Origin of the sequence: Pseudoduganella sp. UC29_71 (assembly GCF_042693265.1) — a bacterium.
In the GTDB taxonomy this organism is placed as follows: Bacteria; Pseudomonadota; Gammaproteobacteria; order Burkholderiales; family Burkholderiaceae_D; genus Rugamonas.
The window spans coordinates 5,479,686-5,502,710 of record NZ_CP170549.1 but is presented as its reverse complement, the minus strand read 5'-3'; the positions used below and the strand labels follow the sequence as shown (position 1 = coordinate 5,502,710).

At 66.1% G+C, this 23,025-nt stretch carries 22 protein-coding genes and 1 pseudogene; 15 read left to right on the top strand and 8 right to left on the bottom strand.

Features of this window, described 5'->3' with window-relative positions:
• Positions 1–181 precede the first annotated feature (181 nt).
• The 3 genes from ACFJI2_RS24490 to ACFJI2_RS24480 are packed head-to-tail and all read left to right on the top strand — an operon-like array spanning position 182 to position 3,118.
• Positions 182–1,294, top strand: coding sequence for a Re/Si-specific NAD(P)(+) transhydrogenase subunit alpha (locus tag ACFJI2_RS24490; RefSeq protein WP_107873538.1), 1,113 nt, complete (start codon positions 182–184; stop codon positions 1,292–1,294).
• Between the two features lie 22 nt (positions 1,295–1,316).
• Complete coding sequence (locus ACFJI2_RS24485) at positions 1,317–1,649, top strand: NAD(P) transhydrogenase subunit alpha (RefSeq protein ID WP_107873540.1); 333 nt, start codon at positions 1,317–1,319, stop codon at positions 1,647–1,649.
• On the top strand, positions 1,646–3,118 hold the full coding sequence (locus ACFJI2_RS24480) for an NAD(P)(+) transhydrogenase (Re/Si-specific) subunit beta (protein ID WP_132137710.1): 1,473 nt from the start codon (positions 1,646–1,648) through the stop codon (positions 3,116–3,118). Before ACFJI2_RS24485 ends, ACFJI2_RS24480 begins: the two co-directional genes overlap by 4 nt.
• Positions 3,119–3,176: 58 nt before the next feature.
• On the opposite strand, the pseudogene ACFJI2_RS24475 reads toward ACFJI2_RS24480, so the two are convergent.
• The 4 genes and pseudogenes from ACFJI2_RS24475 to ACFJI2_RS24460 form a co-directional block, all read right to left on the bottom strand.
• Positions 3,177–4,275 (bottom strand): annotated as a pseudogene (locus ACFJI2_RS24475) (FAD-dependent monooxygenase).
• A 113-nt stretch (positions 4,276–4,388) separates the two neighbouring features.
• The gene (gene pepP, locus ACFJI2_RS24470) at positions 4,389–5,735 is read right to left on the bottom strand and encodes a Xaa-Pro aminopeptidase (protein WP_377702279.1); all 1,347 of its coding nucleotides are present in this window, start codon (positions 5,733–5,735) and stop codon (positions 4,389–4,391) included.
• Positions 5,732–6,442 (bottom strand): N-acetylmuramate alpha-1-phosphate uridylyltransferase MurU, encoded by a 711-nt coding sequence (murU, locus tag ACFJI2_RS24465; RefSeq protein ID WP_107873546.1) that lies wholly within the window; start codon positions 6,440–6,442, stop codon positions 5,732–5,734. Before murU ends, pepP begins: the two co-directional genes overlap by 4 nt.
• Positions 6,443–6,452: 10 nt before the next feature.
• Entirely contained in the window at positions 6,453–7,526 is a 1,074-nt protein-coding gene (locus tag ACFJI2_RS24460; protein WP_377702278.1) for an aminoglycoside phosphotransferase family protein, read from the bottom strand.
• A 99-nt stretch (positions 7,527–7,625) separates the two neighbouring features.
• Between ACFJI2_RS24460 and ACFJI2_RS24455 the strand changes: the two genes are divergently transcribed.
• The 4 genes from ACFJI2_RS24455 to rsmA are packed head-to-tail and all read left to right on the top strand — an operon-like array spanning position 7,626 to position 13,220.
• Positions 7,626–9,869 (top strand): LPS-assembly protein LptD, encoded by a 2,244-nt coding sequence (locus tag ACFJI2_RS24455; protein ID WP_107873550.1) that lies wholly within the window; start codon positions 7,626–7,628, stop codon positions 9,867–9,869.
• A 57-nt stretch (positions 9,870–9,926) separates the two neighbouring features.
• Positions 9,927–11,321: a peptidylprolyl isomerase gene (locus ACFJI2_RS24450; RefSeq protein WP_107873553.1), complete on the top strand. Its 1,395-nt coding sequence runs from the start codon at positions 9,927–9,929 to the stop codon at positions 11,319–11,321.
• 19 nt (positions 11,322–11,340) lie between these two features.
• Positions 11,341–12,447: a 4-hydroxythreonine-4-phosphate dehydrogenase PdxA gene (gene pdxA / locus ACFJI2_RS24445; RefSeq protein ID WP_377702277.1), complete on the top strand. Its 1,107-nt coding sequence runs from the start codon at positions 11,341–11,343 to the stop codon at positions 12,445–12,447.
• Entirely contained in the window at positions 12,444–13,220 is a 777-nt protein-coding gene (rsmA, locus tag ACFJI2_RS24440; RefSeq protein ID WP_377702276.1) for a 16S rRNA (adenine(1518)-N(6)/adenine(1519)-N(6))-dimethyltransferase RsmA, read from the top strand. The genes pdxA and rsmA overlap by 4 nt, the downstream gene beginning before the upstream one ends.
• Before the next feature lie 237 nt (positions 13,221–13,457).
• Here rsmA and ACFJI2_RS24435 read toward each other — a convergent pair whose 3' ends face one another.
• The 3 genes from ACFJI2_RS24435 to ACFJI2_RS24425 form a co-directional block, all read right to left on the bottom strand.
• A complete protein-coding gene (locus tag ACFJI2_RS24435) occupies positions 13,458–13,997 on the bottom strand; it encodes a hypothetical protein (RefSeq protein WP_377702275.1) in 540 nt (179 codons plus the stop codon).
• A 99-nt stretch (positions 13,998–14,096) separates the two neighbouring features.
• Positions 14,097–14,675 carry a hypothetical protein gene (locus ACFJI2_RS24430; RefSeq protein WP_107873562.1) on the bottom strand — a complete coding sequence of 193 codons (579 nt, stop codon included), beginning with the start codon at positions 14,673–14,675 and terminating at the stop codon, positions 14,097–14,099.
• A 150-nt stretch (positions 14,676–14,825) separates the two neighbouring features.
• On the bottom strand, positions 14,826–16,250 hold the full coding sequence (locus tag ACFJI2_RS24425) for a metallophosphoesterase family protein (RefSeq protein WP_377702274.1): 1,425 nt from the start codon (positions 16,248–16,250) through the stop codon (positions 14,826–14,828).
• 102 nt (positions 16,251–16,352) lie between these two features.
• Here ACFJI2_RS24425 and ACFJI2_RS24420 point away from each other — a divergent pair, with 102 nt between their 5' ends.
• The 3 genes from ACFJI2_RS24420 to ACFJI2_RS24410 all read left to right on the top strand — a co-directional run bounded on the left by ACFJI2_RS24420 (position 16,353) and on the right by ACFJI2_RS24410 (position 19,545).
• On the top strand, positions 16,353–17,063 hold the full coding sequence (locus ACFJI2_RS24420; protein WP_377702273.1) for an HAD family hydrolase: 711 nt from the start codon (positions 16,353–16,355) through the stop codon (positions 17,061–17,063).
• Positions 17,064–17,100: 37 nt separating this feature from the next.
• Positions 17,101–18,117: a heat-inducible transcriptional repressor HrcA gene (gene hrcA / locus ACFJI2_RS24415; protein ID WP_377702272.1), complete on the top strand. Its 1,017-nt coding sequence runs from the start codon at positions 17,101–17,103 to the stop codon at positions 18,115–18,117.
• A gap of 102 nt (positions 18,118–18,219) precedes the next feature.
• The gene (locus tag ACFJI2_RS24410; protein WP_377702271.1) at positions 18,220–19,545 is read left to right on the top strand and encodes an IS4 family transposase; all 1,326 of its coding nucleotides are present in this window, start codon (positions 18,220–18,222) and stop codon (positions 19,543–19,545) included.
• Between the two features lie 29 nt (positions 19,546–19,574).
• Here the strand turns inward: ACFJI2_RS24410 and fur are convergent, their stop codons facing one another.
• Positions 19,575–20,003 (bottom strand): ferric iron uptake transcriptional regulator, encoded by a 429-nt coding sequence (gene fur, locus ACFJI2_RS24405; RefSeq protein WP_107873569.1) that lies wholly within the window; start codon positions 20,001–20,003, stop codon positions 19,575–19,577.
• A 121-nt stretch (positions 20,004–20,124) separates the two neighbouring features.
• Between fur and ACFJI2_RS24400 the strand changes: the two genes are divergently transcribed.
• From ACFJI2_RS24400 to ACFJI2_RS24380, 5 genes are read left to right on the top strand one after another with little or no spacing between them, the layout of a single operon-like run.
• Positions 20,125–20,742, top strand: coding sequence for an outer membrane protein assembly factor BamE (locus ACFJI2_RS24400; protein WP_377705899.1), 618 nt, complete (start codon positions 20,125–20,127; stop codon positions 20,740–20,742).
• Positions 20,743–20,762: 20 nt separating this feature from the next.
• Positions 20,763–21,569 carry a 4-hydroxy-tetrahydrodipicolinate reductase gene (gene dapB / locus ACFJI2_RS24395; protein WP_377702270.1) on the top strand — a complete coding sequence of 269 codons (807 nt, stop codon included), beginning with the start codon at positions 20,763–20,765 and terminating at the stop codon, positions 21,567–21,569.
• 2 nt (positions 21,570–21,571) lie between these two features.
• Complete coding sequence (locus tag ACFJI2_RS24390; RefSeq protein WP_107873573.1) at positions 21,572–22,243, top strand: MotA/TolQ/ExbB proton channel family protein; 672 nt, start codon at positions 21,572–21,574, stop codon at positions 22,241–22,243.
• Positions 22,244–22,252: 9 nt separating this feature from the next.
• Positions 22,253–22,675, top strand: coding sequence for a biopolymer transporter ExbD (locus ACFJI2_RS24385; RefSeq protein WP_107873575.1), 423 nt, complete (start codon positions 22,253–22,255; stop codon positions 22,673–22,675).
• The gene (locus ACFJI2_RS24380) at positions 22,675–23,001 is read left to right on the top strand and encodes a barstar family protein (protein WP_107873577.1); all 327 of its coding nucleotides are present in this window, start codon (positions 22,675–22,677) and stop codon (positions 22,999–23,001) included. The genes ACFJI2_RS24385 and ACFJI2_RS24380 overlap by 1 nt, the downstream gene beginning before the upstream one ends.
• Positions 23,002–23,025 lie beyond the last annotated feature (24 nt).

Sequence of the window (23,025 nt, the reverse complement as noted above, 5' to 3'; positions counted from 1 at the left end):
TGGGATATGGCTTTCACGGTATGAAACCGGGGGTATCTTATGCGCGACAGGCTATGGTTGTTGCCGGGCCAAAAAGGTTATCTTTCTAGAAAACCGTGCTATGTTCTCTGGAAGAGCAAGATATGCAACATTATTTGGCAATATTTAATAGCAATATTTAATAGCAACTTCTGGAGGCAACATGAGGATAGGCATACCGGCGGAAACGCGGCCAGGGGAAACCCGGGTTGCGGCCACGCCAGAAACAGTGAAGAAGCTCGCTGCCAAGCATCAGATCATCGTCCAGTCCGGGGCCGGCATCACGGCCTCGGTGACGGACGAGGCCTATGCGGCGGCCGGCGCCACCATCGGCACGGCAGCGGACGCCTATGGCGCCGAGGTGGTGCTCAAGGTGCGCGCCCCCAGCGCGGAGGAGCGCGTGCTGATGAAACCGGGAACGGTGTTGATCGGCATGCTCAATCCCTTCGATGCGGAGAACATCACGGCCATGGCGGCGGCCGGGCTGCAGGCGTTCGCGCTGGAAGCCGTGCCGCGCATCACGCGCGCGCAGTCGATGGACGTGCTGTCCTCGCAGGCCAACATCGCCGGCTACAAGGCGGTGCTGGTGGGCGCCAACACCTACCAGCGCTTCATGCCCATGCTGATGACCGCCGCCGGCACCGTGAAAGCGGCGCGCGTGCTGATCATGGGCGTGGGCGTGGCCGGCCTGCAGGCCATCGCCACCGCCAAGCGCCTGGGCGCGGTGATCGAAGCGTCCGACGTGCGCCCGCCGGTCAAGGAGCAGGTGGAGTCGCTGGGCGCCAAGTTCATCGACGTGCCTTTCCTCACCGATGAGGAAAAAGAGATCGCGCAAGGCGTCGGCGGCTATGCCCGTCCGATGCCGGCCGACTGGATGAAGCGCCAGGCGGCGCTGGTGCACGAGCGCGCCAAGCTGGCCGACATCGTCATCACCACCGCGCTGATACCGGGCCGTCCCGCGCCGGTACTGATCTCGGAAGAAACCGTCAAGGCCATGAAGCCGGGCTCCGTCATCGTCGACCTGGCCGTGAGCCAGGGCGGCAACTGTCCGCTGTCCGAACTGAACAAGACCGTCATCAAGCACGGCGTGCACATCGTGGGCGAGCCGGACCTGGCCTGCCACGTGGCGGCCGATGCCTCCGCCCTGTACGCGCGCAACGTGCTGGACTTCCTCAAACTGATCATCGACAAGGAAGACAAACTGGTGATCGACCGCGAAGACGAAATCCTGAAGGCCACCCTGGTGTGCGCCGACAATCTGGTGCTGCGCAAATGACTGCGCGAATAAGGAGAACAACATGGAAGTAAGCCACACCATCATCAACCTCATCATCTTCGTGCTGGCCATCTACGTCGGCTACCACGTGGTCTGGGGCGTTACGCCCGCGCTGCACACGCCGCTGATGGCGGTGACCAACGCGGTGTCGGCCATCATCATCGTCGGCGCCATGCTGGCCGCCGGCCTGACCGAAGGCCTGACCGGCCAGATCGCCGGCACCATCGCGGTGGCGCTGGCCGCCGTCAATGTGTTCGGCGGCTTCCTGGTCACCCAGCGCATGCTGGAGATGTTCAAGAAGAAGGAACCGAAGGCCAAGCCTGTTGCGGCCGCGATCGAGGGAGGCAAAGCATGAGCTTCATCAGCATGAACCTCGTCACGATGATGTACCTGATCGCCTCGGTATGCTTCATCCAGGCGCTCAAGGGCTTGTCGTCCCCGGCCAGCGCGCGCAAGGGCAACGCCTTCGGCATGACCGGCATGGCCATCGCGGCCGTCACCACGCTGGCGCTGATCCTCAAACTGCGGGCCGACGCGGCCAGCGCCGGCGCCGGCAACGGCCTGGGCCTCGGCCTGGTGGCCCTGGGCGTGGTGGTGGGCGGCGGCATCGGCGCCTACCTCGCCAAGACAGTCGAGATGACCAAGATGCCGGAACTGGTGGCGGCCATGCACTCGCTGATCGGCCTGGCCGCGGTGTGCATCGCGGTCGCTGCCGTGTCCGAGCCGCACGCGTTCAACATCGCCCAGGTGGGCGAGGCGCTGCCGATGGGTAACCGCATCGAGCTGTTCATCGGCACCTTTGTCGGCGCCATCACCTTCTCCGGCTCGGTGATCGCCTTCGGCAAGCTGGCGGGCAAGTACAAGTTCCGCCTGTTCCAGGGCGCGCCGGTGGTGTTCGCCGGCCAGCACATGCTGAACCTGGCGCTGGCCGTGGTGATGGTCGGCCTCGGCCTGGCCTTCGTGTTCGCGGGCGGCGTGGCGCCGGCGTGGACCCCGTTCATCATCATGACCGCCATCGCCTTCGTGCTCGGCGTGCTGATCATCATCCCGATCGGCGGCGCGGATATGCCGGTGGTGGTGTCGATGCTGAACTCCTACTCCGGCTGGGCGGCGGCGGGCATCGGCTTCTCGCTGAACAACTCCATGCTGATCATTGCCGGTTCGCTGGTGGGTTCCTCGGGCGCCATCCTGTCCTACATCATGTGCAAGGCCATGAACCGCTCCTTCTTCAACGTCATCCTGGGCGGCTTCGGCGGCGACGCGGCGGCCGCCTCGTCGGGCGGCGGCGCGCAGCCTGCGCGTCCGGTGAAGTCCGGCTCGGCCGACGACGCGTCCTTCATCATGGCCAACGCGGAAACCGTGATCATCGTTCCCGGCTACGGCCTGGCGGTGGCGCGCGCGCAGCACTCGCTGAAAGAGCTGGTGGAGAAGCTGACCCACAAGGGCGTGACCGTGAAGTACGCCATCCACCCGGTGGCGGGCCGCATGCCCGGCCACATGAACGTGCTGCTGGCCGAAGCCGAAGTGCCGTACGACCAGGTGTTCGAGATGGAAGACATCAACGGCGAATTCGGCCAGACCGACGTGGTGCTGGTGCTGGGCGCGAACGACGTGGTGAACCCCGCCGCGAAAGATCCGAAATCGCCGATCGCGGGCATGCCCATCCTGGAAGCCTACAAAGCCAAGAGCATCATCGTCAACAAGCGTTCCATGGCCTCCGGCTATGCGGGCCTGGACAACGACCTGTTCTACCAGGCCAACACCATGATGGTGTTCGGCGACGCCAAGAAGGTAATTGAAGACATGGTCAAAGCCGTCGAATAAAACCGCAGCAAGGCCGCGTAGGGCGGGTTAGCGGCGCAGCCGCGTAACCCGCCTTTTTTTATCGGCGTCCGTACATCATCAACTCTGCCAGCACGCCGCGCGCCGGGCCGAACAGGTCGATGGCGGCCAGCGACGCGCCCAGCAGCGCTTGCGCCGGCGACTCGTTGGCGAACACGCGCGCCATGGTATCGGTCAGCCGCACCGTCAGGCCGCGGTCGCCGCGCCGCAGCGCTGCAGTACTGCGCCAGCATGGCCGGCGTGGCGCCTTGCGCCAGCAGGCGCGCCAGCACGGCGGCGTCGCGCAGGCCCAGGTTCAGGCCCTGGCCCGCCACCGGATGCAAGGTCTGCGCGGCGTTGCCGATGGCAGCCATGCGCGCCGTGCCATCCTTGTCAGCCATGCCGGCGTTCAGGCCGAGCGGAAAGGCCAGGCGGCGGCTGGCGCTGGTGAAGCTGCCCAGGCGCGTGCCGAAGGCCTCGCCCAGCCGCTGCAGAAAGGCCGCGTCGTCCAGTCCCAGCAAGGCTTGCGCCGTGTCCGGGCGCACGCACCACACCAGCGAATACTCGTCGTCCTGCGGCAGCAGCGCCAGCGGGCCTTGCTCCGTGAAGCGCTCGTAGGCGCGGTGCGCCACCGGCGCGCTGCAGCGTACCTGCGCGATGATGGCGGTCTGGCCGTAGTCGCGCTGCATGGACTTGGCGCTCTGCTCGCCGAACAGGCCGCCCTCGGCCTGCACCACGATGGCGGCCGTCAGCGTGCGCGGCTTGCCGTCTGCCTCCACCGTCACGGCCACCTGGCCGGGCTGCTCGTCCAGGCCGGTCACCAGCGCCGGGCGCAGCGCGGCGATGCCGGCGCGCTCGCAGGCTGCGCCCAGCTCCGTCACCAGCGCGCCGTAGCGGCTCACGTAGCCCAGCGCGTCCAGCTTGTGCTCTGCGCGGTCTATCATGCTGCGCCCGAACTGGCCGCGGCGCGACACGTGGATCTGGTGGATGGCGGTGGCGGGCACCGGCCAGCAGCCGATGTCTTCCAGGATCTGGCGGCTGCCGTAGGACAGGGCCAGCGAGCGCGGATCGTTGCTGGCCTGCTGCAAGGTGCGCGCGTCGATCAGTGCGATGCGCTGCGGCGCCACGCCGCGTTTGGCCAGCAGCGCCGCCAGCGCCATGCCGGCCGGGCCGGCGCCGCAGATGGCGACGTCGTAATCCGGCGACGGCGCCGGCGCGTCCGCAGCGCCTGTGTAAGCGCTGGTGTAGCTGCGGTTCTGGGTTGCCATGCCGGTCATGCGCTTCTTGCCTGCTGCATCAGCTGCTCGATCTCGTCCACGGTCTTGGGCGCGGCGGCGCTCAGGATGGTGTAGCCGTCGTTGGTGACCAGCACATCGTCCTCGATGCGGATGCCGATGTCCCAGTACTGCCGGGGCACATCCTCGCCCGCGCGCACATAAATGCCCGGCTCCACCGTCAGCACCATGCCCGCGTGCAGCAGGCGCGATGGCGTGCCGGCGGTGCGCACGTCGCGGTACAGGCCCACGTCGTGCACGTCCATGCCCAGCCAGTGGCCGGTGCCGTGCATATAGAAGCGGGTGTAGGCCTTGGCGGCGACGGCTTCGTCCACCGTGTATTTCGCCTTGTCCAGCAGGCCCAGGTCCAGCATGCCCTGCGCCAGCACGCGCACGGCTGCGTCGTGCACCGCCTGGTAGGGCTGGCCGGGACGGATCGCCTGCAGCGCGGCGGCCTGCGCCGCCAGCACCAGCTCGTACAGCGCGCGCTGCGGCGCGCTGAAGCGGCCGTTCACCGGATAGGTGCGCGTGATGTCGGAGGCGTAGCCATCGAGTTCGCAGCCGGCATCGATCAGCACCAGGTCGCCGTCCCTGGTCTGCGCGTTGTTGGCGCTGTAGTGCAGCACGCAGGCATTGGCGCCGCTGGCCACGATGGAGTTGTAGGCCGGCGCCTGCGCGCCGTTGCGGCGGAACTCGTACAGCAGCTCCGCTTCGATTTCGTATTCGTGCATGCCGGGACGCGAAGCGCGCATGGCGCGCGCGTGCGCCTGGCCGGAGATGGTGGCTGCGCGCAGCATGGTGGCCTGCTCGTACTCGTCCTTGATGAGGCGCATCTCGTCGATCAGCGGCAGCAGGTTGTGCTGCGTTTCCGGCGCCGTGACGCCGGTGCGCGACTGGGCGCGCACCGCGTCTATCCAGCGCTTGATCTGCGGCTCCAGCTGCGCGTGCTGCGCGGCGCGGCCGTGCGGCGCGTACAGCGTGGGCACGTTGGCCAGCAGGCGCGCCATCTCCACATCGAGCGCGGCGACGGGGAAGGCGGCGTCGAAGCCGAAGGCCTCGCGCGCCGCTTCCGGGCCGTGCCGGTAGCCTTCCCAGATTTCGCGCTCGGCGTTTTTCTCGCGGCAGAACAGGATGGCCTGCGCCGGTGCGTCGTGATGCGGCGCCACCAGCACCAGCACCGCTTCCGGCTCGGTGAAGCCGGTCAGGTAGTAGAAGTGGCTGTCGTGGCGGTAGGGGTAGTCGCTGTCGCTGTTGCGCGGCACTTCGGGCGCGGTGGCCAGCACGGCCACGCTGCCCGGCTCCATCAACGCCAGCAGGCGCTTGCGGCGCAGGGCGTAGGCGTTCATGCCTTCACGCCGTTCAGCTCATTGAGCTGGTCCACGGTGCCCACGTTGACCCAGTCGCCCTCATACAGCTCGCCGCCCACCTGGCCCAGGTCGGCGTACTTGCGGATCAGCTTGCCCAGGCCGGCATGCTGGCCCGGCGCGATGCCGTCGAACATCTCGGGGCGGTACACGCCGATATTGCCGAAGTTCCACAGCACCTCGCCCTCGTTGGCCACCGAGTACATATTCAGCGCGAAGTCGCCTTTCGGGTTGTGCCACGGGTTCTTGGTCAGCCATACCCAGGCGATGTCGCGCTTGTCGCTGGCGTAGGGATTGCCCCACATGTCCTTATCGTGCAGCACGTCCTTGACCTGCTCGAAGTCGAAGTAGGGGCAGTAGATGTCGCCCGAGATGGCCAGGAAGGGCTCCTCGCCCAGCAGGTGGCGCGCCTGGGCGATGCCGCCCGCCGTTTCCAGCGGCGAGTCGGCCGGCTCGGGCGAATAGCGGATCTGCGCGCCGAACTGGCTGCCGTCACCCAGCGCGTCCTCGATCATGTGGCCCAGGTGCGCGTGGTTGATGACGATGTCCGTGATCCCGCCGCGCACCAGGTTCAGGATGTGCCACACGATCAGCGGCCGGCCGCGCACTTTGAGCAGCGGCTTGGGACACGCGTCGGTGAGCGGGCGCATGCGCTCGCCGCGTCCGGCGGCGAAGATCATTGCTTTCATGGCGCGTCCCTCAGAAGGTGTAGCCGACTTGGGGCTGTTTGTTTTCCAGCGCGTCCAGCAGGCGCACCAGCGGCTTCAGGTCCTTGTAGCGGCCGGCCGTCTTGCGCACGTATTCCAGCACCGTCGGCAGGTCGCCCAGGTACAGCGGCTTGCCGTCGCGGTAGTTCAGGCGGCAGAAGATGCCGAGGATTTTCAGGTGGCGCTGCAGCGCCATGTACTCGAAGTCCTTGTAGAAGGCGTCGATGTCCTTGTTCACCGGCAGGCCCTCGGCCTTGGCGTGCTGCCAGTAGCGGATGGCCCAGTCCAGCACCAGTTCCTCGTCCCACGAAATGTAGGCGTCGCGCAGCAGCGAGGCCACGTCGTAGGTGATGGGGCCGTAGACGGCGTCCTGGAAGTCCAGGATGCCGGGATTTTTCTCGTCCATCCACATCAGGTTGCGCGAGTGGAAATCGCGGTGCATATACACCTGCTGCTGCGCCAGGCAGTTGGCGATGATGGCGTCGAACACCTTCTGCAGCTCGGCTGCCTGGGCCTCGGTCAGCACGGCGCCCAGGTGCTTGGCGATGTACCATTCCGGGAACAGGTTCAGTTCGCGCAGCATGAAGGCGCGGTCGAATTCGGGCAGCACGCCGGGCTGGCTGGCCTTCTGGATCTTCACCAGCGCTTCCAGCGCCTCGGCGTACATGGTGGAGGCGTTGTCGTGGTCCAGCACCTGCAGGTAGGTGCTCACGCCCAGGTCCTGCAGCAGCAGGAAGCCGCGCTCGACGTCCTGCGCCACGATGGCCGGCACGGAAACGCCGGCGGCGGCGAACAGCGCGTCAACCTTGACGAAGGCCGGCACGTTCTCGCGTTCGGGCGGCGCGTCCATCACGATCAGGGTGGCGCCGTGGGCCGCTTGCTGCGCCGGCAGCACGTCGACGCGGAAATAGCGGCGGAAGCTGGCGTCGGCCGAAGCCGGGCGCGCGGACGCCGGGTCGACCAGGTTGAGGGAAACGAGCCAATCTTTCAACAGGATCAGGCGAGTATCGGGTGCCAGGGCGCCGTCTGGGGCGCCGTTGGATGGTGAATTAGATAATAAAGACATGAAACAGCCTGTGGAATCCGGTTGGTGTGAACAATTCCCATATAATAAGGGATTCAACTTAAAAAATCGCCTGTCAATGGTGTTTCGCCCCTTCATTTCATGAGCCGGTTCTCAGTCCCTCCTAGCCCCCACAGCTGGGCGTTCGCGCTCACGGCCCTCGTCACCGCCACGGCGGTGCCCGGCTACGCCCAGACCGCCCCCAAACGCAGCCACGTGGCGGACCCGGATGCGCCCACCATCGTCCGTGCCGAAGAATTCGACGGCCGCCCCGACCGCGAGCTGAACCTGACGCGCGACGTGGAAATCGTGCGCGACAAGACGCGCGTGACGGCCGACGTGGCCTGCTTCCGCCAGGTGGAGGATGAAATCGAAGCGCGCGGCGGCGTGAAGATCTGGCGCTACGGCGACTACTACACCGGCGACGAGCTCAAGCTGAACATGGAGTCGGGCAAGGGCTATATGCTCAACCCGACCTACAAGCTGGAACTGAACGCGGCCCAGGGCAAGGCGCAGCGCATCAACTTCCTCAACGAGGACGAGGCGCTGGTCATCGACGGCACCTACAGCACCTGCCAGGGGCCGAACCCGGACTGGTACCTGAAATCGAGCACGCTGAACCTGGACACCGGGCGCGACGTGGGCGTGGCCGGCAAGACCATCGTCTACTTCAAGGACGTGCCCATCATCGGCACGCCGGCCATGTCGTTCTCGCTGTCGGGCGCGCGCCGCTCCGGCTGGCTGCCGCCTATCCCGGGCTTCGGCTCCAAGGGCCGCGCCGAGCTGACGGTGCCGTACTACTTCAACATCGCGCCCAACCGCGACCTGACCTTGTTCCCGCGCCTGATCGCGCAGCGCGGCATCCAGATCGGGGCGCACGCGCGCTACATCGGCGAAACCGACGCCGGCAGCTACGCCGGCGACACCTTCATCGAGTACCTGCCGAACGACAAGCTGGCCAACGCCGACCGCTGGATGATCACGTCCAACCACACGCAGGCCATCGCCAAGGACTGGTCCTACGGCTGGAACGTGCGCGCCGCGTCGGACAACAACTACCCGAACGACTTCTCCAAGACCGTGTCCGGCTCGGCCGAGCGCCAGCTGCTGCGCGAGCTGCGCACCGACTACCGCGGCGAGTACTGGAGCCTGTCGGCGCGGGTGCAGAAATACCAGGTGCTGCAGGACCCGGCCGCCGCCACCGACGCGTCGCTGTTCGTGTCGCGCCCGTACGACCGCCTGCCGGCCATCAACTTCCACGCGGCCCGCTACGACGTGGCCGGCTTCGACTGGCAGGTGAGCAGCGAACTGACCAGCTTCTGGCACCCGACGCTCACGCGCGGCAGCCGCCTGGTGGCGGTGCCCCAGGTGAGCTACCCCATCATCGGGCCGAGCTACTTCATCACGCCCAAGCTGATGCTCAACGCGGCGGCCTACCAGCTCGACGCGCACGACGGCGTCGACGGCAAGTCGCTCACGCGCGCGGTGCCCACCATGTCGCTCGATTCGGGCCTGGTGTTCGAGCGCGACACCAAGCTGTTCGGCCGCGCCATCACGCAAACGCTGGAGCCGCGCCTGTTCTACGTGAAGACGCCGTACCGCGACCAGAAGGAAATGCCGAACTTCGACACCGCGGCCGCCACCTTCAACTTCTCGCAGATCTTCAACGAGAACCGCTTCGTCGGCTCGGACCGGGTCGGCGACGCCAACCAGATCACGGCCGCCGTGGTGTCGCGCTTCCTGGAAGCGAGCGGCGCCGAGCGCCTGCGCCTGGCCTTCGGCCAGCGCTTCTACTTCAGCGACCAGCGCGTGCAGCTGGACGCCAGCACGCCCACGCGCGACGCCAAGTCCGACATCCTGCTGGCGGCCACCGGCACGATTTCCGAGACCTGGGCGGTCGACAGCGCGCTGCAGTACAATCCCTCGGACAGCCGGGTAGTCAGTTCCAACCATGCGGTGCGCTGGAGTCCGGGCCCGAAAAAGGTGCTGAACCTGGGCTACCGCTACCTGCGCGACACGGTCAGCAACAAGGACGTGTTCAAGAACGTGGACCTGTCCAGCCAATGGCCGCTGACGGCGCGCTGGTACGGCGTGGGCCGCATCAGCTATTCCTTGCAGGACAAGAAAATCCTGGAAGGCTTGCTGGGCCTGGAATACGCGCACGACTGCTGGGTCTTCCGCATGGGCGCGCAGCGCTTCGTGACCACGGCCAAGGAAGCGTCCACGCCGATCTTCTTCCAGCTCGAGCTGAACGGCTTGTCCAAGTTCGGCGTCGGCAATCCGCTGGAAGCGCTGCGCAACAGCATTCCAGGCTACCAGCGCCTGAACGAGAGCACCCGCCGCTAACCCGGCTTTATCCTTCACCACTGACTCATGAGCGTCACATCTATGCGTAATGCCCGTATGCACCAACTCAAGATCGCAGCCCTGCTGCTGTGCGCCATCGCCGCCGGCGGCCACGCCGTGGCGCAGGACGCCAAGCCGGCCGCTGCCCCCGCCGCCGCACCGGCTGCCGCCGGCAAAGGCTTCACGCCGCCGGTCCCGGTCGGCCAGACCAGCAACACGCCGATCGACTCGATCGCCGTGGTGGTCAACGAAGACGTCATCACGCGCCGCGAGCTGACCGAGCGCGTCAAGACCGTGGTCCAGCGCATGAAGGCGCAGAACGTGCAGCTGCCCGGCGACGCCGACCTGCAGCGCCAGATCCTCGAGCGCATGATCGTCGAACGCGCCCAGCTGCAGCTGGCCAAGGAAATGGGCGTGCGCGTGGACGACAACCAGCTCGACCGCGCCATCGCCCGCATCGCCGAGCAGCAGAAGATGACGGTGCAGGACATGCGCAACCAGATGGAGAAGGAAGGCATCACCTTCGCCGCCTTCCGCGAAGAGATCCGCGAAGAGATCATCATGCAGCGCCTGCGCGAGCACGAAGTGGACTCCAAGGTGCAGATCTCGGACGCCGAAGTGGACGCCCAGCTGGCCGCCGAGGCGGCCATGGCGGCCGAGCAGTATGAAATGAACATCTCGCAGATCATGATCCGCATCCCGGAAAACGCCTCGCCGGAAGTGATCGCGCAGAAGAAGGCGCGCGCCGACGAGGTGATGCGCCAGCTGCGCACCGGCGCCGACTTCGCCAAGATGGCCGCCACCTATTCCGACGCCGGCGACGCGCTCAAGGGCGGCGAAGTGGGCTGGCGCAGCGCCGACCGCCTGCCGCCGCTGTTTGCCGAAGCGCTGGAAAAGCTCAAGCCGGGCCAGGTCACGCCGGTGATGAAGAGCGTGGGCGCCTTCCACATCCTCAAGCTGAGCGACAAGCGCAGCATGGCCGAAGCCCAGGCGGCAGCGGCCGTGACGCAGACGCACGCGCGCCACATCCTGATCAAGGTCACGCCCACCACCAGCGCGGCCGACGCCAAGCGCAAGCTGCTGGAACTGAAGGAGCGCCTGGACAACAAGGCCGCCAAGTTCGAAGACCTGGCGCGCCTGCAGTCGAACGACACCTCGGCCGCCAAGGGCGGCGACCTGGGCTGGCTGATGCCGGGCGACACGCTGCCCGAATTCGAAGCGGCCATGAACGGCCTGAAGATCGGCGAAGTGAGCGCGCCGGTGGAAACCAGCTTCGGCTACCACCTGATCGAAGTGCTGGAGCGCAAGACCGACGACCTGTCGAAGGAAAAGCAGCGCACCGCCGCCCGCAACGCCATCCGCGAACGCAAGACCGAGGAAGCGGCCGAAGACTGGCAGCGCCAGGTGCGCGACCGCGCCTACGTCGAGTACCGCGGCGACGACCTGAAATAACCACCAAAGGGGAGCCTCGATGAGCGCCACTCTGCAATCCGGGCGCCCCAGAGTGCGCCCCCCCGGCAGCCGGCCCGCCATTGCCGTCACGGTGGGCGAGCCGGCCGGCGTCGGCCCGGAAATCGCCATCCGCGCGGCCTGGGCCATGCGCCAGGACGTCAACTGCGTGCTGCTGGGCGACGCCGCCTTCCTGGCCATGACGGCCAGCTATATCGACCCCGCCATCCGCCTGTCCGCGCTGTCGCTGCAGGCGGTGCGCAACGGCGGCCTGCCGCATTTCGGCCCCGGCACCATCAGCGTCATCGACGTGCCGCTGGCCGCACACGTGGTGCCCGGCACGCTGGACAAGGAAAACGGCCGCGCCGTGCTGGCCACGCTGGACGCCTCCATCGAAGGCATCGCCGCCGGCTGGTTCGAAGCGGTGGCCACCGCCCCGCTGCAAAAGAGCACCATCAACGACGCCGGCGTGCCGTTCTCCGGCCACACCGAATACTACGCCGAGAAGACCGGCACCGCGCAGGTGGTGATGATGCTGGCCGGGCAGCCCCTGTCCCCGGCCGGCGAGGCGCCGCAGCCGCCGCTGCGCGTGGCCCTGGCCACCACCCATTTGCCGCTGAAGGACGTCGCCGCCGCGCTGACGGTTGACGGCCTGGGCACCACGCTGGACATCATCGCGCACGACCTGAAGACCAAGTTCGGCATCGCCGCGCCGCGCATCCTGGTGGCCGGCCTGAACCCGCACGCGGGCGAAAACGGCTACCTCGGCCGCGAAGACATCGACGTGGTGGCGCCGGCCATCGCGGCCGCGCAGGCGCGCGGCATAGCCGCCGCCGGCCCGTACCCGGCCGACACCCTGTTCCAGCCCAAATACCTGCAGCACGCCGACTGCGTGCTGGCCATGTACCACGACCAAGGCCTGCCCGTGCTCAAGTACGCCACCTTCGGGCGCGGCATCAACATCACGCTCGGCCTGCCGCTGATCCGCACCTCGGTCGACCACGGCACCGCGCTCGACCTGGCCGCCCAAGGCCTGGGGCTGGCCGACTGCGGCAGCATGGAAGCGGCCATCGCCGCCGCCGCCGCCATGGCCAACGCCGTCCACCACACTCAACCAGAACAACCATGAAACACATCGCACGCAAACGCTTCGGCCAGAACTTCCTGCACGACGACCACGTCCTGTCCAGCATCACCGAATCCATCAACCCGCGCGCCGGCGACGCCATGGTGGAAATCGGCCCCGGCCTGGCCGCGATGACGGACCAGCTGCTGCGTTCGCTGCCCCATATGCACGTGGTCGAACTGGACCGCGACCTGGTGGCGCGCCTGGAAAAGAAATACCCGCGCGAGAAGCTCACCATCCACTCCGGCGACGCCCTCAAGTTCGACTTCAGCACTATCCCGGTGCCGGAAGGCCAGAAGCTGCGCGTGGTCGGCAACCTGCCGTACAACATTTCCAGCCCGCTGCTGTTCCACCTGGCCGAGTTCGCGCCGCAGGTGCAGGACCAGCACTTCATGCTGCAAAAAGAAGTGGTCGAGCGTATGGTGGCCGAGCCCGGCAGCAAGGTCTACGGCCGCCTGTCCGTGATGCTGCAATGGCGCTACCACATGGACCTGCTGTTCGTGGTGCCGCCGGAAGCGTTCGACCCGCCGCCGAAAGTCGACTCCGCCATCGTGCGCATGATCCCCGTGGCCAAGCCGCTGCCGTGCGACCGCGAAACGCTGGAAGCGGTGGTGCAGAAAGCCTTCTCCCAGCGCCGCAAGGTGATCCGCAACTGCCTGTCCGGCATGTTCACCGAAGAGCAGATCCGCGCCGCCGGCGTCGACCCCACGGCCCGCCCCGAGACCGTGGCCCTGGAAGGCTACGTCGCCCTCGCCAACCTCCTCAAGCCCGTCTAGCCCCCGCGAAGCGCCCCCCAAAATGGGGTCAGGGTTAATTATTCGAGAAATATTTCCTGAATAATTAACCCTGACCCCATTTTTGTTTGCGCAGGGCAAAAAAAAGCCCGCTCAGGGAGCGGGCTAAATCCAATTCTTTGGGAAGAAATGGAGGAGACAGGTGCATTATGCTGCGCCGCAGAATATATCGCCAATTTATTTTGACGATACCAGTTATTCTCCTCCTTTATATCTTTCTTAGTTCGGTGCGCAAGTGACGACGATGTTGGCGCGGTTGGCGTTGCCCATCACGTCGGTGCCGTTGGCCACGCTGCAGCCCAGCTTCACAGGGGTGACCGTGGCCGAGGTGATGCTCAGCACCGTCACGCCGTAGGCCTGGCCGTCCGCCACCGGGGTGCCGAACGTGAAGTTAGGCGTGTCCTTGGTCAACGTGACCTGGCCGCCGGTGCTGCCGTTGGTCAGCGTGACCACGTAGTCGCCGGTGATGCCGCTCACCGTGCCGCCGATGGAGTAGGTGTTCTGGGTGCAGATCACGCTGGCTGCAATGGTGGCCGTGTGGCCGGCCGAACCGCTGCCGTTGACCACGCTGCACGTCATGTGGTTGGGCTGGGTCAGCACCTTGATGTCGTAGGCGGTGCCGTAGGAAATGCTGTTGGCGAACTTGAAGGTGGTGGCGCCCACCGGTACCGACAGGTTGTCGCCGCCGTTTTGCAGCACCAGGCCGCTGTTGGCCAGCGGCTGGCTGATGCCTTGGCTGGTGACGAATACGCCGGCCACGTCGAACGACGCTTTGCCGCCGCAGGCGGCCAGCGCCAGCAGCAGGGCCGCCGCGGCGGTAGTGCGTACAGGGGAATGCTTTCATGTAGGGCTCCAGGCTTAGATGCAGGTGACGGCGACGGTGGTGACAGCGGCCATCGGCATTTGCGCGGCGGTGCCGTTGGCCACGGTGCAGGTCTGGCCGGCTGGCTGCTTGAGCACGGTGACGCCGTACGGCGCGCCGTTCGGCACCAGGACCGGGAAGGTGAACGTGGTGGCGCCGGCCAGCGGGGCCACGGTGTTGTCGCCGTTGGCCAGCACCAGGCCGGAGCCGCTCAGGCCGGCAATCGTGCCGCCCAGCGGGAACGGATCGGTGCTGCAGCTGATCACGGTGGTGCTGTAGGTGTAGTAGTTGATCTTGTTCTTGTTATTGCTCGGCGTGCATTTCTGGCCGGCCGGGCTCTTGTCGACCAGCACTTCGAACGCCGTGTCCGGCGCCAGCAGGTCGGGGAAGGAGAAGGTGGTGGGCGCGCCGTCGATCACCAGCTGCTTGCCGCCGTTGCTCAGGATCAGGCCGGGACGGTTCAGGCCGATAATGCTGCCGCTCACCGGCAGGCTGCCGCTGTCGCTGCCGCCGCAAGCGGCCAGCGCGCTGGCCAACAGCAGGGCGGCGCCGCAACGCGAGGTCAAACTTTTCATAAAACTCTCCAGATACTGATGTAAGTACTTAAGGTAAGGAAGGCCGGGCCTTGCGGCGGCGGGTGCGATAGGCGCAATCGGCGCCTGATTTTAGTGCATCCGCAACCGGCAACTTGTAACAGCTTGTGACTTTTGGCATGGCGTAACCGGCTATTGTACTTGTGTCACGCTGCATGCGGAGCGTCTGCCGCTGATACGGCAGCGGTTTTTTATGGCGCCGAGGCGGTCGTGCACCGTCACGGTCCATACGCCGGGTGCGCCGCGCTCCATGGCCATGAAGCCGAAACCGCCTATCCAGGTGCTGAACTGGTCGGCCACGGCGCCCGGGGCGGGGGCGACGCCGGGCGGCAGGCTGGCCGGCAGCGGGGCCATGTCTTCGGCGGTGCCGGAGAAGCCGGCCACGAACTGCGTCGGGTGCGGGCTGGCAAAACTCAGCTGCTGCCACAGGTGCACATGGCCGGACAGCAGCGCCTGCACCTGGGCCGGCAGCAGCAGCGGGTTGAGCGAGCCGAAACTTTGCTGCAGGCCGAGGTCGCCCAGGTGCCATTCGAAGGCGCCGTCCGGCTTGACTTCGGCGCCCACGCCCAGTATCGGGTGGTGGGTGACGGCGATATTCCATGGCGCCTGCTGCGACAGCGCGTCCAGGCGGCGGTAGGCGGCGCGGTATTGCTCGTAGCCGGTGTCGCCCGGCTGCAGGCCTTTCCAGGTGGTGGCGGCGGTGTCGGCCACCAGCAGCTGGGCGCCGCCGCCCAGCGATACGGCGTAGGGATCGCTGTAGTTGGCGTCCGCGTCGCGGGCGGGATCGGCGCAGTCGCGGCCGGCTTGCAGCGGGCGCGGGTCGAGCAGGCGCCACCAGCCCTGGCCGGCGCGTTCGCAGCTTTCGTGGTTGCCGCGCGCCACCACCCACGGCGCGGCCGACAGCAGCGCGGCGGCCGGCGCGAAGAAGTCGGCGCGCCACACGTCCCAGCCGTAGCCGTAGGGGCTGCCCGCGCAGCCGGCGCGGCCGTCTGGGCAGGGGCTTTCGCGGTAAGCGTAGTCGCCCACGTGCACCACCAGGTCGGGCCGCCACGCGGCCGCTGCGGCGGCGACGGCGGCGAAGGGATAGGCTTGCGGGTCGTTGCAGTCCTGGTATTCGTTGCCGCTTTCTTTCATGCGGCAGCCGGTGTCGCCGATGACGACGATGCGCCGTGGTTCGGCGCGCGGCAGCGGCAGGGCGCGTCCCAGCACGCTGGCGCTGGCGGCGCCGGGCGGCAGCGCCGCCTCGCACACCCGCAGCGGGAAGGCGGACGGCTTGGCGTCGCCCTTGCTGGCGTTGGGGCGCAGCGGCAAGGTGGCGGGCGCGGCGCGCAGCGCCATCGGGCCGCTGGCGCCGTCCACGGTGATGGCCGGGCAGGCCGGCGCATCCAGCACCACGCGCGCCACGGCGCCGGATTCGCCCATCAGCACGTAGGCGGCGTAGCCATCCGGCGCGGCCGGTGTGCCGGACTGGGTGGCGCAGCCGGCCAGCAGGGCAAGCAGGGCTAAGGCGGCCAGCGGGGCCGGGGGCAGCTTGGGCAGCGGGGACAGGGTGGACAAGGGGTGCTCCGTGTAGACAATCCGCCAATTTTACATGCTGCCCGGGACATGCGCGGCGCGCGCCCGTAGCGCCGTGCCGCGCAGCCATGCGACAATATCGCCATGACTGCCCGCCTGCCCCTGAAAGCCATCCTGTTCGACCTGGACGACACGCTGTGGCCGATCGCGCCCGTGATCGCCCAGGCCGAGCTGACCCTGCACGCCTGGCTGGCCGAGCACGCCCCGCGCGTGGCGCAGCAATTTTCCATCGACGAGCTGCGCGCGCGCCGCATGGCGCTGCTGGCCGCCCGCCCCGAGCTGCACGTGGACCTGGCCAGCCTGCGCCGCGCCGGCCTGCAGGCCGCATTTGCCGAGCTGGGCGAGGACGAGCGCCACCTGGACGGCGCCATGCGCCATTTCTCCGCCGCGCGCAACGCCGTCCAGCTGTACGACGACGTGCTGCCCGGCCTGCTCAAGCTGAAGGAGCGCCTGGTGCTGGGCACCATCACCAACGGCAACGCCGACCTTGAAGTGGTCGGCATGGCCCACCATTTCAAGGTGTCGCTGGCGGCCGCGCACTTCGGCAGCGCCAAGCCCGATCCGGCCATCTTCCTGGCCGCCTGCCGGGCGCTGAACGTGGAGCCGTCCGAGGCGGTGTACGTGGGCGACGATTTGAAACTGGACGTGGAGGGCGCCCAGCGCGCCGGCCTGCGCGCGGTGTGGATGAACCGCGGCGGCAGCGCGGCCCACCTGGACGCGGGCATTGCGCCGGACGCCATCTGCGCCACATTCGATGAACTCCTGGACTGGCTGGAGACCCAGCTGGCAGATTGATCTACAGCCGGCGCGCGTCTGCGTGCATAATAAGCCCATGCAACTCGATACTCGTGCTCAAACCCTGCTCAAGGCGCTCGTGGAGCGCTACATCGCCGACGGCCAGCCGGTAGGCTCGCGCGCGCTGTCGAAAATCTCGGGACTGGAGCTGTCCCCGGCCACCATCCGCAACATCATGGCGGACCTGGAGGAGCTGGGCTACGTGTCCAGCCCGCACACTTCGGCCGGCCGCATCCCCACGCCGCGCGGCTACCGCATCTTCGTCGACACGCTGCTGACCGTGCAGCACATCGACGAGAGCTCGGTGGAGGCGCGCATGCGCCTGCCCAGCCAGCAGCCGCAAAAGCTGATCGCCAACGCGGCGCAGATGCTGTCCTCGCTGTCCCAGTTCGCCGGCGTGGTGATGGCGCCGCGCCACGAGTCGGTGTTCCAGCAGATTGAGTTCCTGCGCCTGTCCGAGAAGCGGATTTTGCTGGTCATCGTCAGCCCGGCGGGCGACGTGCAGAACCGCATGCTGCTCACCGACGTGGACTACACGCCGGCCCAGCTGGTGCAGTCGGCCAACTACATCAACCAGCACTACAGCGGCCTGGCGCTGGAAGAGGTGCGCGGCCGCATGCAGAACGAGCTGCGCCAGCTGCAGACCGACATGGGACGCCTGATGCAGGCGGCGGTGGAGGCCGGCAGCGAAGCGATGGCCGAGAGCGCGGACGACATGGTCATTTCCGGCGAGCGCAACCTGCTGTCGGTGAGCGACCTGTCCTCCAACATGAGTTCGCTGCGCCAGATGTTCGACATGTTCGAGCAGAAAACCGGGCTGATGCAGCTGCTGGACGTGTCCAGCAAGGCATCCGGCGTGCAGATTTATATCGGTGGCGAATCCAGCCTGGTGCCGATGGACGAGATGAGCGTGGTGACGGCGCCGTACGAAGCCAACGGCAAGATCGTCGGCACGCTGGGCGTGATCGGGCCGACGCGCATGGCGTATGAACGGGTGATCCCCATCGTGGACATTACCGCCAAGCTGCTCTCGAATGCGCTGAGCAACCATTGAAAAAAAAAACCGGGCCAGGCCCTAATGCCGTTCAGTTAAGACTGAGCGGCATTTTTATTTTGTGGTTGTAAACATTGCAAATCGCTGTTAACCTGCGTCGCAATGCTAGATGACGCCGTTCATTTCCTCGCCGATGGTTTAGAGTGCCCCGATTGGCGGCGGCTTGGGCAGCATTTACCCTATGATTGGATCGAAGAAGCGGTTGTCTGCACACACGCGGTGAGCATCCGCCAGCGTCGGTTGCCAGCCGAGCAAGTGGTGTGGTTGATCATCGCTCTGGCGCTGTACCGGCACAAATCCATAGGCGAGGTACTTGACGACTTGGGCTTGGCATTGCCGGACGCGCAAGCGCCTTTTGTGAGTAAAAGTGCGGCGGCCCAGGCGCGTCAGCGCCTCGGGGCCGAGCCACTGCAATGGTTGTTCGAGCGCTCGGCGCAAGCCTGGTGCGAGCAAGATCGCCGGGCCTATGTATTCAAGGGGCTCCAGTTGTTCGCTATGGACGGCACGACCTTGCGCACCCACGACACAGCGGATAACAGGGTCCATTTCGGTGCGCAAAATTACGCCGGCGACACTGTGGCCGGCTATCCGCAAGTACGCGGCGTAACGCTGACCGCGCTCCCCACCCACTTGATTCGCAACGCCGCGTTTGGGCCTTACGCAAGCAACGAGATGGTCTATGCTAAAGAGCTGGTACCCCATATTCCGGCTGATTCGCTCACCATATTTGACAAGGGCTTTCTGGCGGCCGAAATTCTGTGCGCTGTGACGACCGGGGCCGAGAACCGCCATTTCCTCATCCCCGCCAAATCCAACACCAAGTGGGAGGTGATCGAGGGCGAGGAGCACGACGCCATCGTGCGCATGCGGGTATCACCACAAGCGCGCGTCAAGTGTCCGGCATTGCCGGAGTTCTGGGAAGCGCGCGCCATCACAGTGGTTGACCAACAGGCGCGCAAAAGGATCCTGCTTACTTCGCTACGCGACCGTCGGCGCTATCGCGCTGCCGACATGGCGGCCTGCTATGAACGACGCTGGGGCATCGAAACCAGTTACCGCGAGCTCAAACAGACCATGCTGGGCACGGCGTTCACCTTGCGATCAAAGACGGTCGAAGGCGTGTATCAGGAAATATGGGGCACGCTGACTGCATACAATCTGATTCGACTGGAAATCGCCAAGGCGGCACTAGTCGCCAAGTGCGAGCCATCGGAGGTGAGCTTCATCAGGGCATTCCACCTCATCCAGTTCGAATTGCACTGGGCCGGCGTCACGCGCTCTTACGGCAAGCTGCCGGCATCGATGAAGCATTTGCGGGAAAGGTTGGTTACCCTCCTCAATGAGGAACGGCCCGGTCGGAAATTCGACCGGGCCGTCAAGGGCAGACCAAGGAAATATGCCGCCAGGGTACTAAAGAAAAGCCCTTAACTGAACGGCATTAGGCCAGGCCCGGTTTTTTATGGCTTGTGGGGGCAGGCTGTCTTGACGCAGTTGCCGTAGATGGCCAGCGCGTGCTCGGCGATCTTGAAGCCGCGCGCTTCGGCGATGCTCTGCTGGCGATGCTCGATTTCCTCGTCGAAGAACTCTTCCACGCGGCCGCAGTCCAGGCACACCAGGTGGTCGTGGTGCGAGCCGGCATTCAATTCAAAGATAGCCTTGCCGGTTTCGAAGTGGTTGCGGTTGAGCAGGCCGGCCTGCTCGAATTGGGTCAGCACACGGTAAACCGTTGCCAGGCCAACATCCATATTATCCGCCAGCAGGATCTTGTAAACATCCTCCGCAGTCAGATGGCGCACCGGGCTATTCTGGAAAATGTCGAGGATCTTCAGGCGCGGTAAAGTCGCTTTCAGGCCGCTTGCCTTCAGGTCGGTTGGGTTGTTGCTCATGTTTCTTACTCGTGTGTGGGACAATGTGCTTTATCATATAGTGTTTTGGCACTTCCGCTCAATCGATTTGAGGTCATTTATGCGCATCACCCAGGCTATACCGCAGTCCCTGTTGCACAGTATGAAACGCCGCACGCCCCTCGTGGCGGGGGCGATTTGCCTTGCGCTGTCCGTTTCCGGCTGCGCATCCCTCAGCACGCTGGGCGAGAAAAAGGCCGACCTCAAAGTCGAAGATAACGCGGTGGTGGCCAGCAAGGGCGCGCAAGTCCGCAGTATTTCTCAGCTGCAGAAATTCATGTGGTTCTTCTCGCCCTACCGTCCGGACATCCAGCAAGGCAACTTCATTTCCCAGGAAATGCTGCAGCAGCTCAAGCCCGGCATGACGCGCGACCAGGTCCGCTTCATCCTCGGCACGCCGCTGCTGCAGGACATCTTCCACGCCGAGCGCTGGGACTATCCGTTCCGCCTGGCGCGCGGCAATGGCGAGACCATCGACGCCACCGTGGTGGTCTACTTCAAGGACGGCAAGGTGGACCGCTTCGAAGGCGGCAACCTGCCGACCGAGCAGGAATACATCGCGCTGATCGCCGGCCCGGCCAAGAACGCCAAGCAGGCGCTGAAGGACCAGGACAAGGACAAGATCGTCGCGGGCAAGCAGAATCCGCTGCCGGCCGGCACCGACAAGCCGGCGCCGTCGGCCGTGGACGTGGAAATCAAGGCGAAAAACGATTCGAAGTAAGACCGAAGCTAGGACTATTGATGACTGAACTGAACATTGCAATCGCGGGCGCGAGCGGCCGCATGGGCCGCATGCTGATCGACGCCGTGCAGGCCGCGCCGGACGTGCGCCTGGCCGGCGCGCTGGACCGCGCCGGCTCGCCCAGCCTGGGCCAGGATGCCGCCGCCTTTTCCGGCAAGCCGGCCGGCGTGGCCATCGAATCCGACCTGGCCCAGGGCCTGGCCGGCGCAGACGTGCTGATCGATTTCACCCGCCCTGAAGGCACGCTGGAGCACCTGGCCTATTGCGCCGAGCATGGCATCAAGATGGTGATCGGCACCACCGGTTTCGACGAAGCCGGCAAGGCCGCCATCGCCGAGGCAGCCAAGAAGACCGCCATCGTGTTCGCGCCCAATATGAGCGTGGGCGTGAACGTCACCCTCAAGCTGCTGCAGCTGGCCGCGAAGAACCTGAACGTGGGCTACGACATCGAGATCATCGAGGCGCACCACCGCCACAAGGTGGACGCGCCGTCCGGCACCGCGCTGAAGATGGGCGAAGTGGTGGCCGACGCGCTGGGCCGCGACCTGAAGGATTGCGCCGTGTACGCGCGCGAAGGCGTGACCGGTCCGCGCGACCCGTCCTCCATCGGCTTTGCCACCATCCGCGGCGGCGACATCATCGGCGACCACACCGTGCTGTTCGCGGCGGACGGCGAGCGCATCGAGATCAGCCACAAGTCCAGCAGCCGCGTGTCCTACGCCAACGGTTCGGTGCGCGCCGCGCTGTTCCTGGCCGACAAGTCCGTGGGCCTGTTCGACATGAATGACGTGCTGTCGCTGAACTGACGATGGACGACCTGGAGAACCACTTCAGCCTGGCGCGCTACTGGGCGCAGGGCGACGCGCTGAGCCACGCGGTGGCCTACGTGCTGCTGGCGATGTCGCTGGTGAGCTGGTACTTCATCCTGTCCAAGGCCTACGCCTCGTGGCGGGTGCGGCGCAGCGCCGCCGCGGTGGAAGCGTTCTGGAACGCGCCCACCATGGGCGACGGCGTGGCCGCGCTGGAAGCGGCCGACCCGGAGCGCATCTACCTGCCACTGGCGCAGCAGGGCGCGGCCCAGGTGGACGTGGTCAACCGGCGCACGCTGGCGGGCGACATGGGCCACGCCGAGCAGGTCACGCGCGTGCTGCGCGGCGCCATCCACCGCTCCACCAGCCGGCTGGAAAGCGGCCTGACCCTGCTGGCGTCGATCGGCTCGACCGCGCCCTTCGTCGGCCTGCTGGGCACGGTGTGGGGCATATACCATGCGCTGTCGGCCGTCTCCAGCCACGGCACGGTGCAGATCGACAAGATCGCCGGCCCGGTGGGCGAAGCGCTGATCATGACCGGCATCGGCCTCATGGTGGCCATCCCCGCCGTGCTGGCCTACAATGGCTTCAACCGCGTGAACCGCCTGACGCTGTCCGAACTGGACGCGTTCGCGCACGACCTGCACGCCTACCTGACCAAAGCCCGCTAAGGAGTCCGCATGGCCTTCGGCGCATTCAACCACCACCGGCAGAAGGAAGCGATGTCCGACATCAACGTCACGCCCATGGTGGACGTGATGCTGGTGCTGCTGGTGATCTTCATTCTTGGCGCGCCGGCCTTCACCAGCGCCGTCAAGCTGGACTTGCCCAAGGCCCAGGCCACGCAGTCGCAGCAGCAGCCGGCCACGGTGACGGTGGCCATCGACGGCGCGGGCAAGATGTACTGGAACAATGAAGCGGTCACGCAGGCCGTGCTCGAGCAGCGCCTGGCCGAAGCGGCCCGGCTGGACGTGCAGCCCGAGCTGCAGCTGCGGGCCGACAAGGACACCCGCTACGAAACCGTGGCGCAAGTGATGGCGGCCGCGCAGACGCGCGGCCTGAGCAAGATGGGTTTCGTTACCGACCCGAAGGAAAAAAAATAATGGCTACCGCAGAACTGAACGGCGCAGCGATCAAGGATTTCGACAGCTTCCACGCCGAATGCAAGGCCGCCTTCGGCTTTCCCGACACCTACGGCAATACCATGGACGCGTGGATCGACTGCCTGAGCTATGTGCGCGACGAGGACGGCATGACGAAGTTCCACCTGAAGCCGAACGAGCTGCTGGAGATCGTCATCAAGGACGCCGCCGCCATGCAGGCGGCGGTGCCGGACATCCTGGAAGAAATTACCTACTGCATCGGCGGCATCAACGAGCGCTACGAGGACTACGGCGAAAAGCCGGCCCTGAAGCTGACTTTGCGCTGACGTTGCGCTGACTTTGCGGTGAAT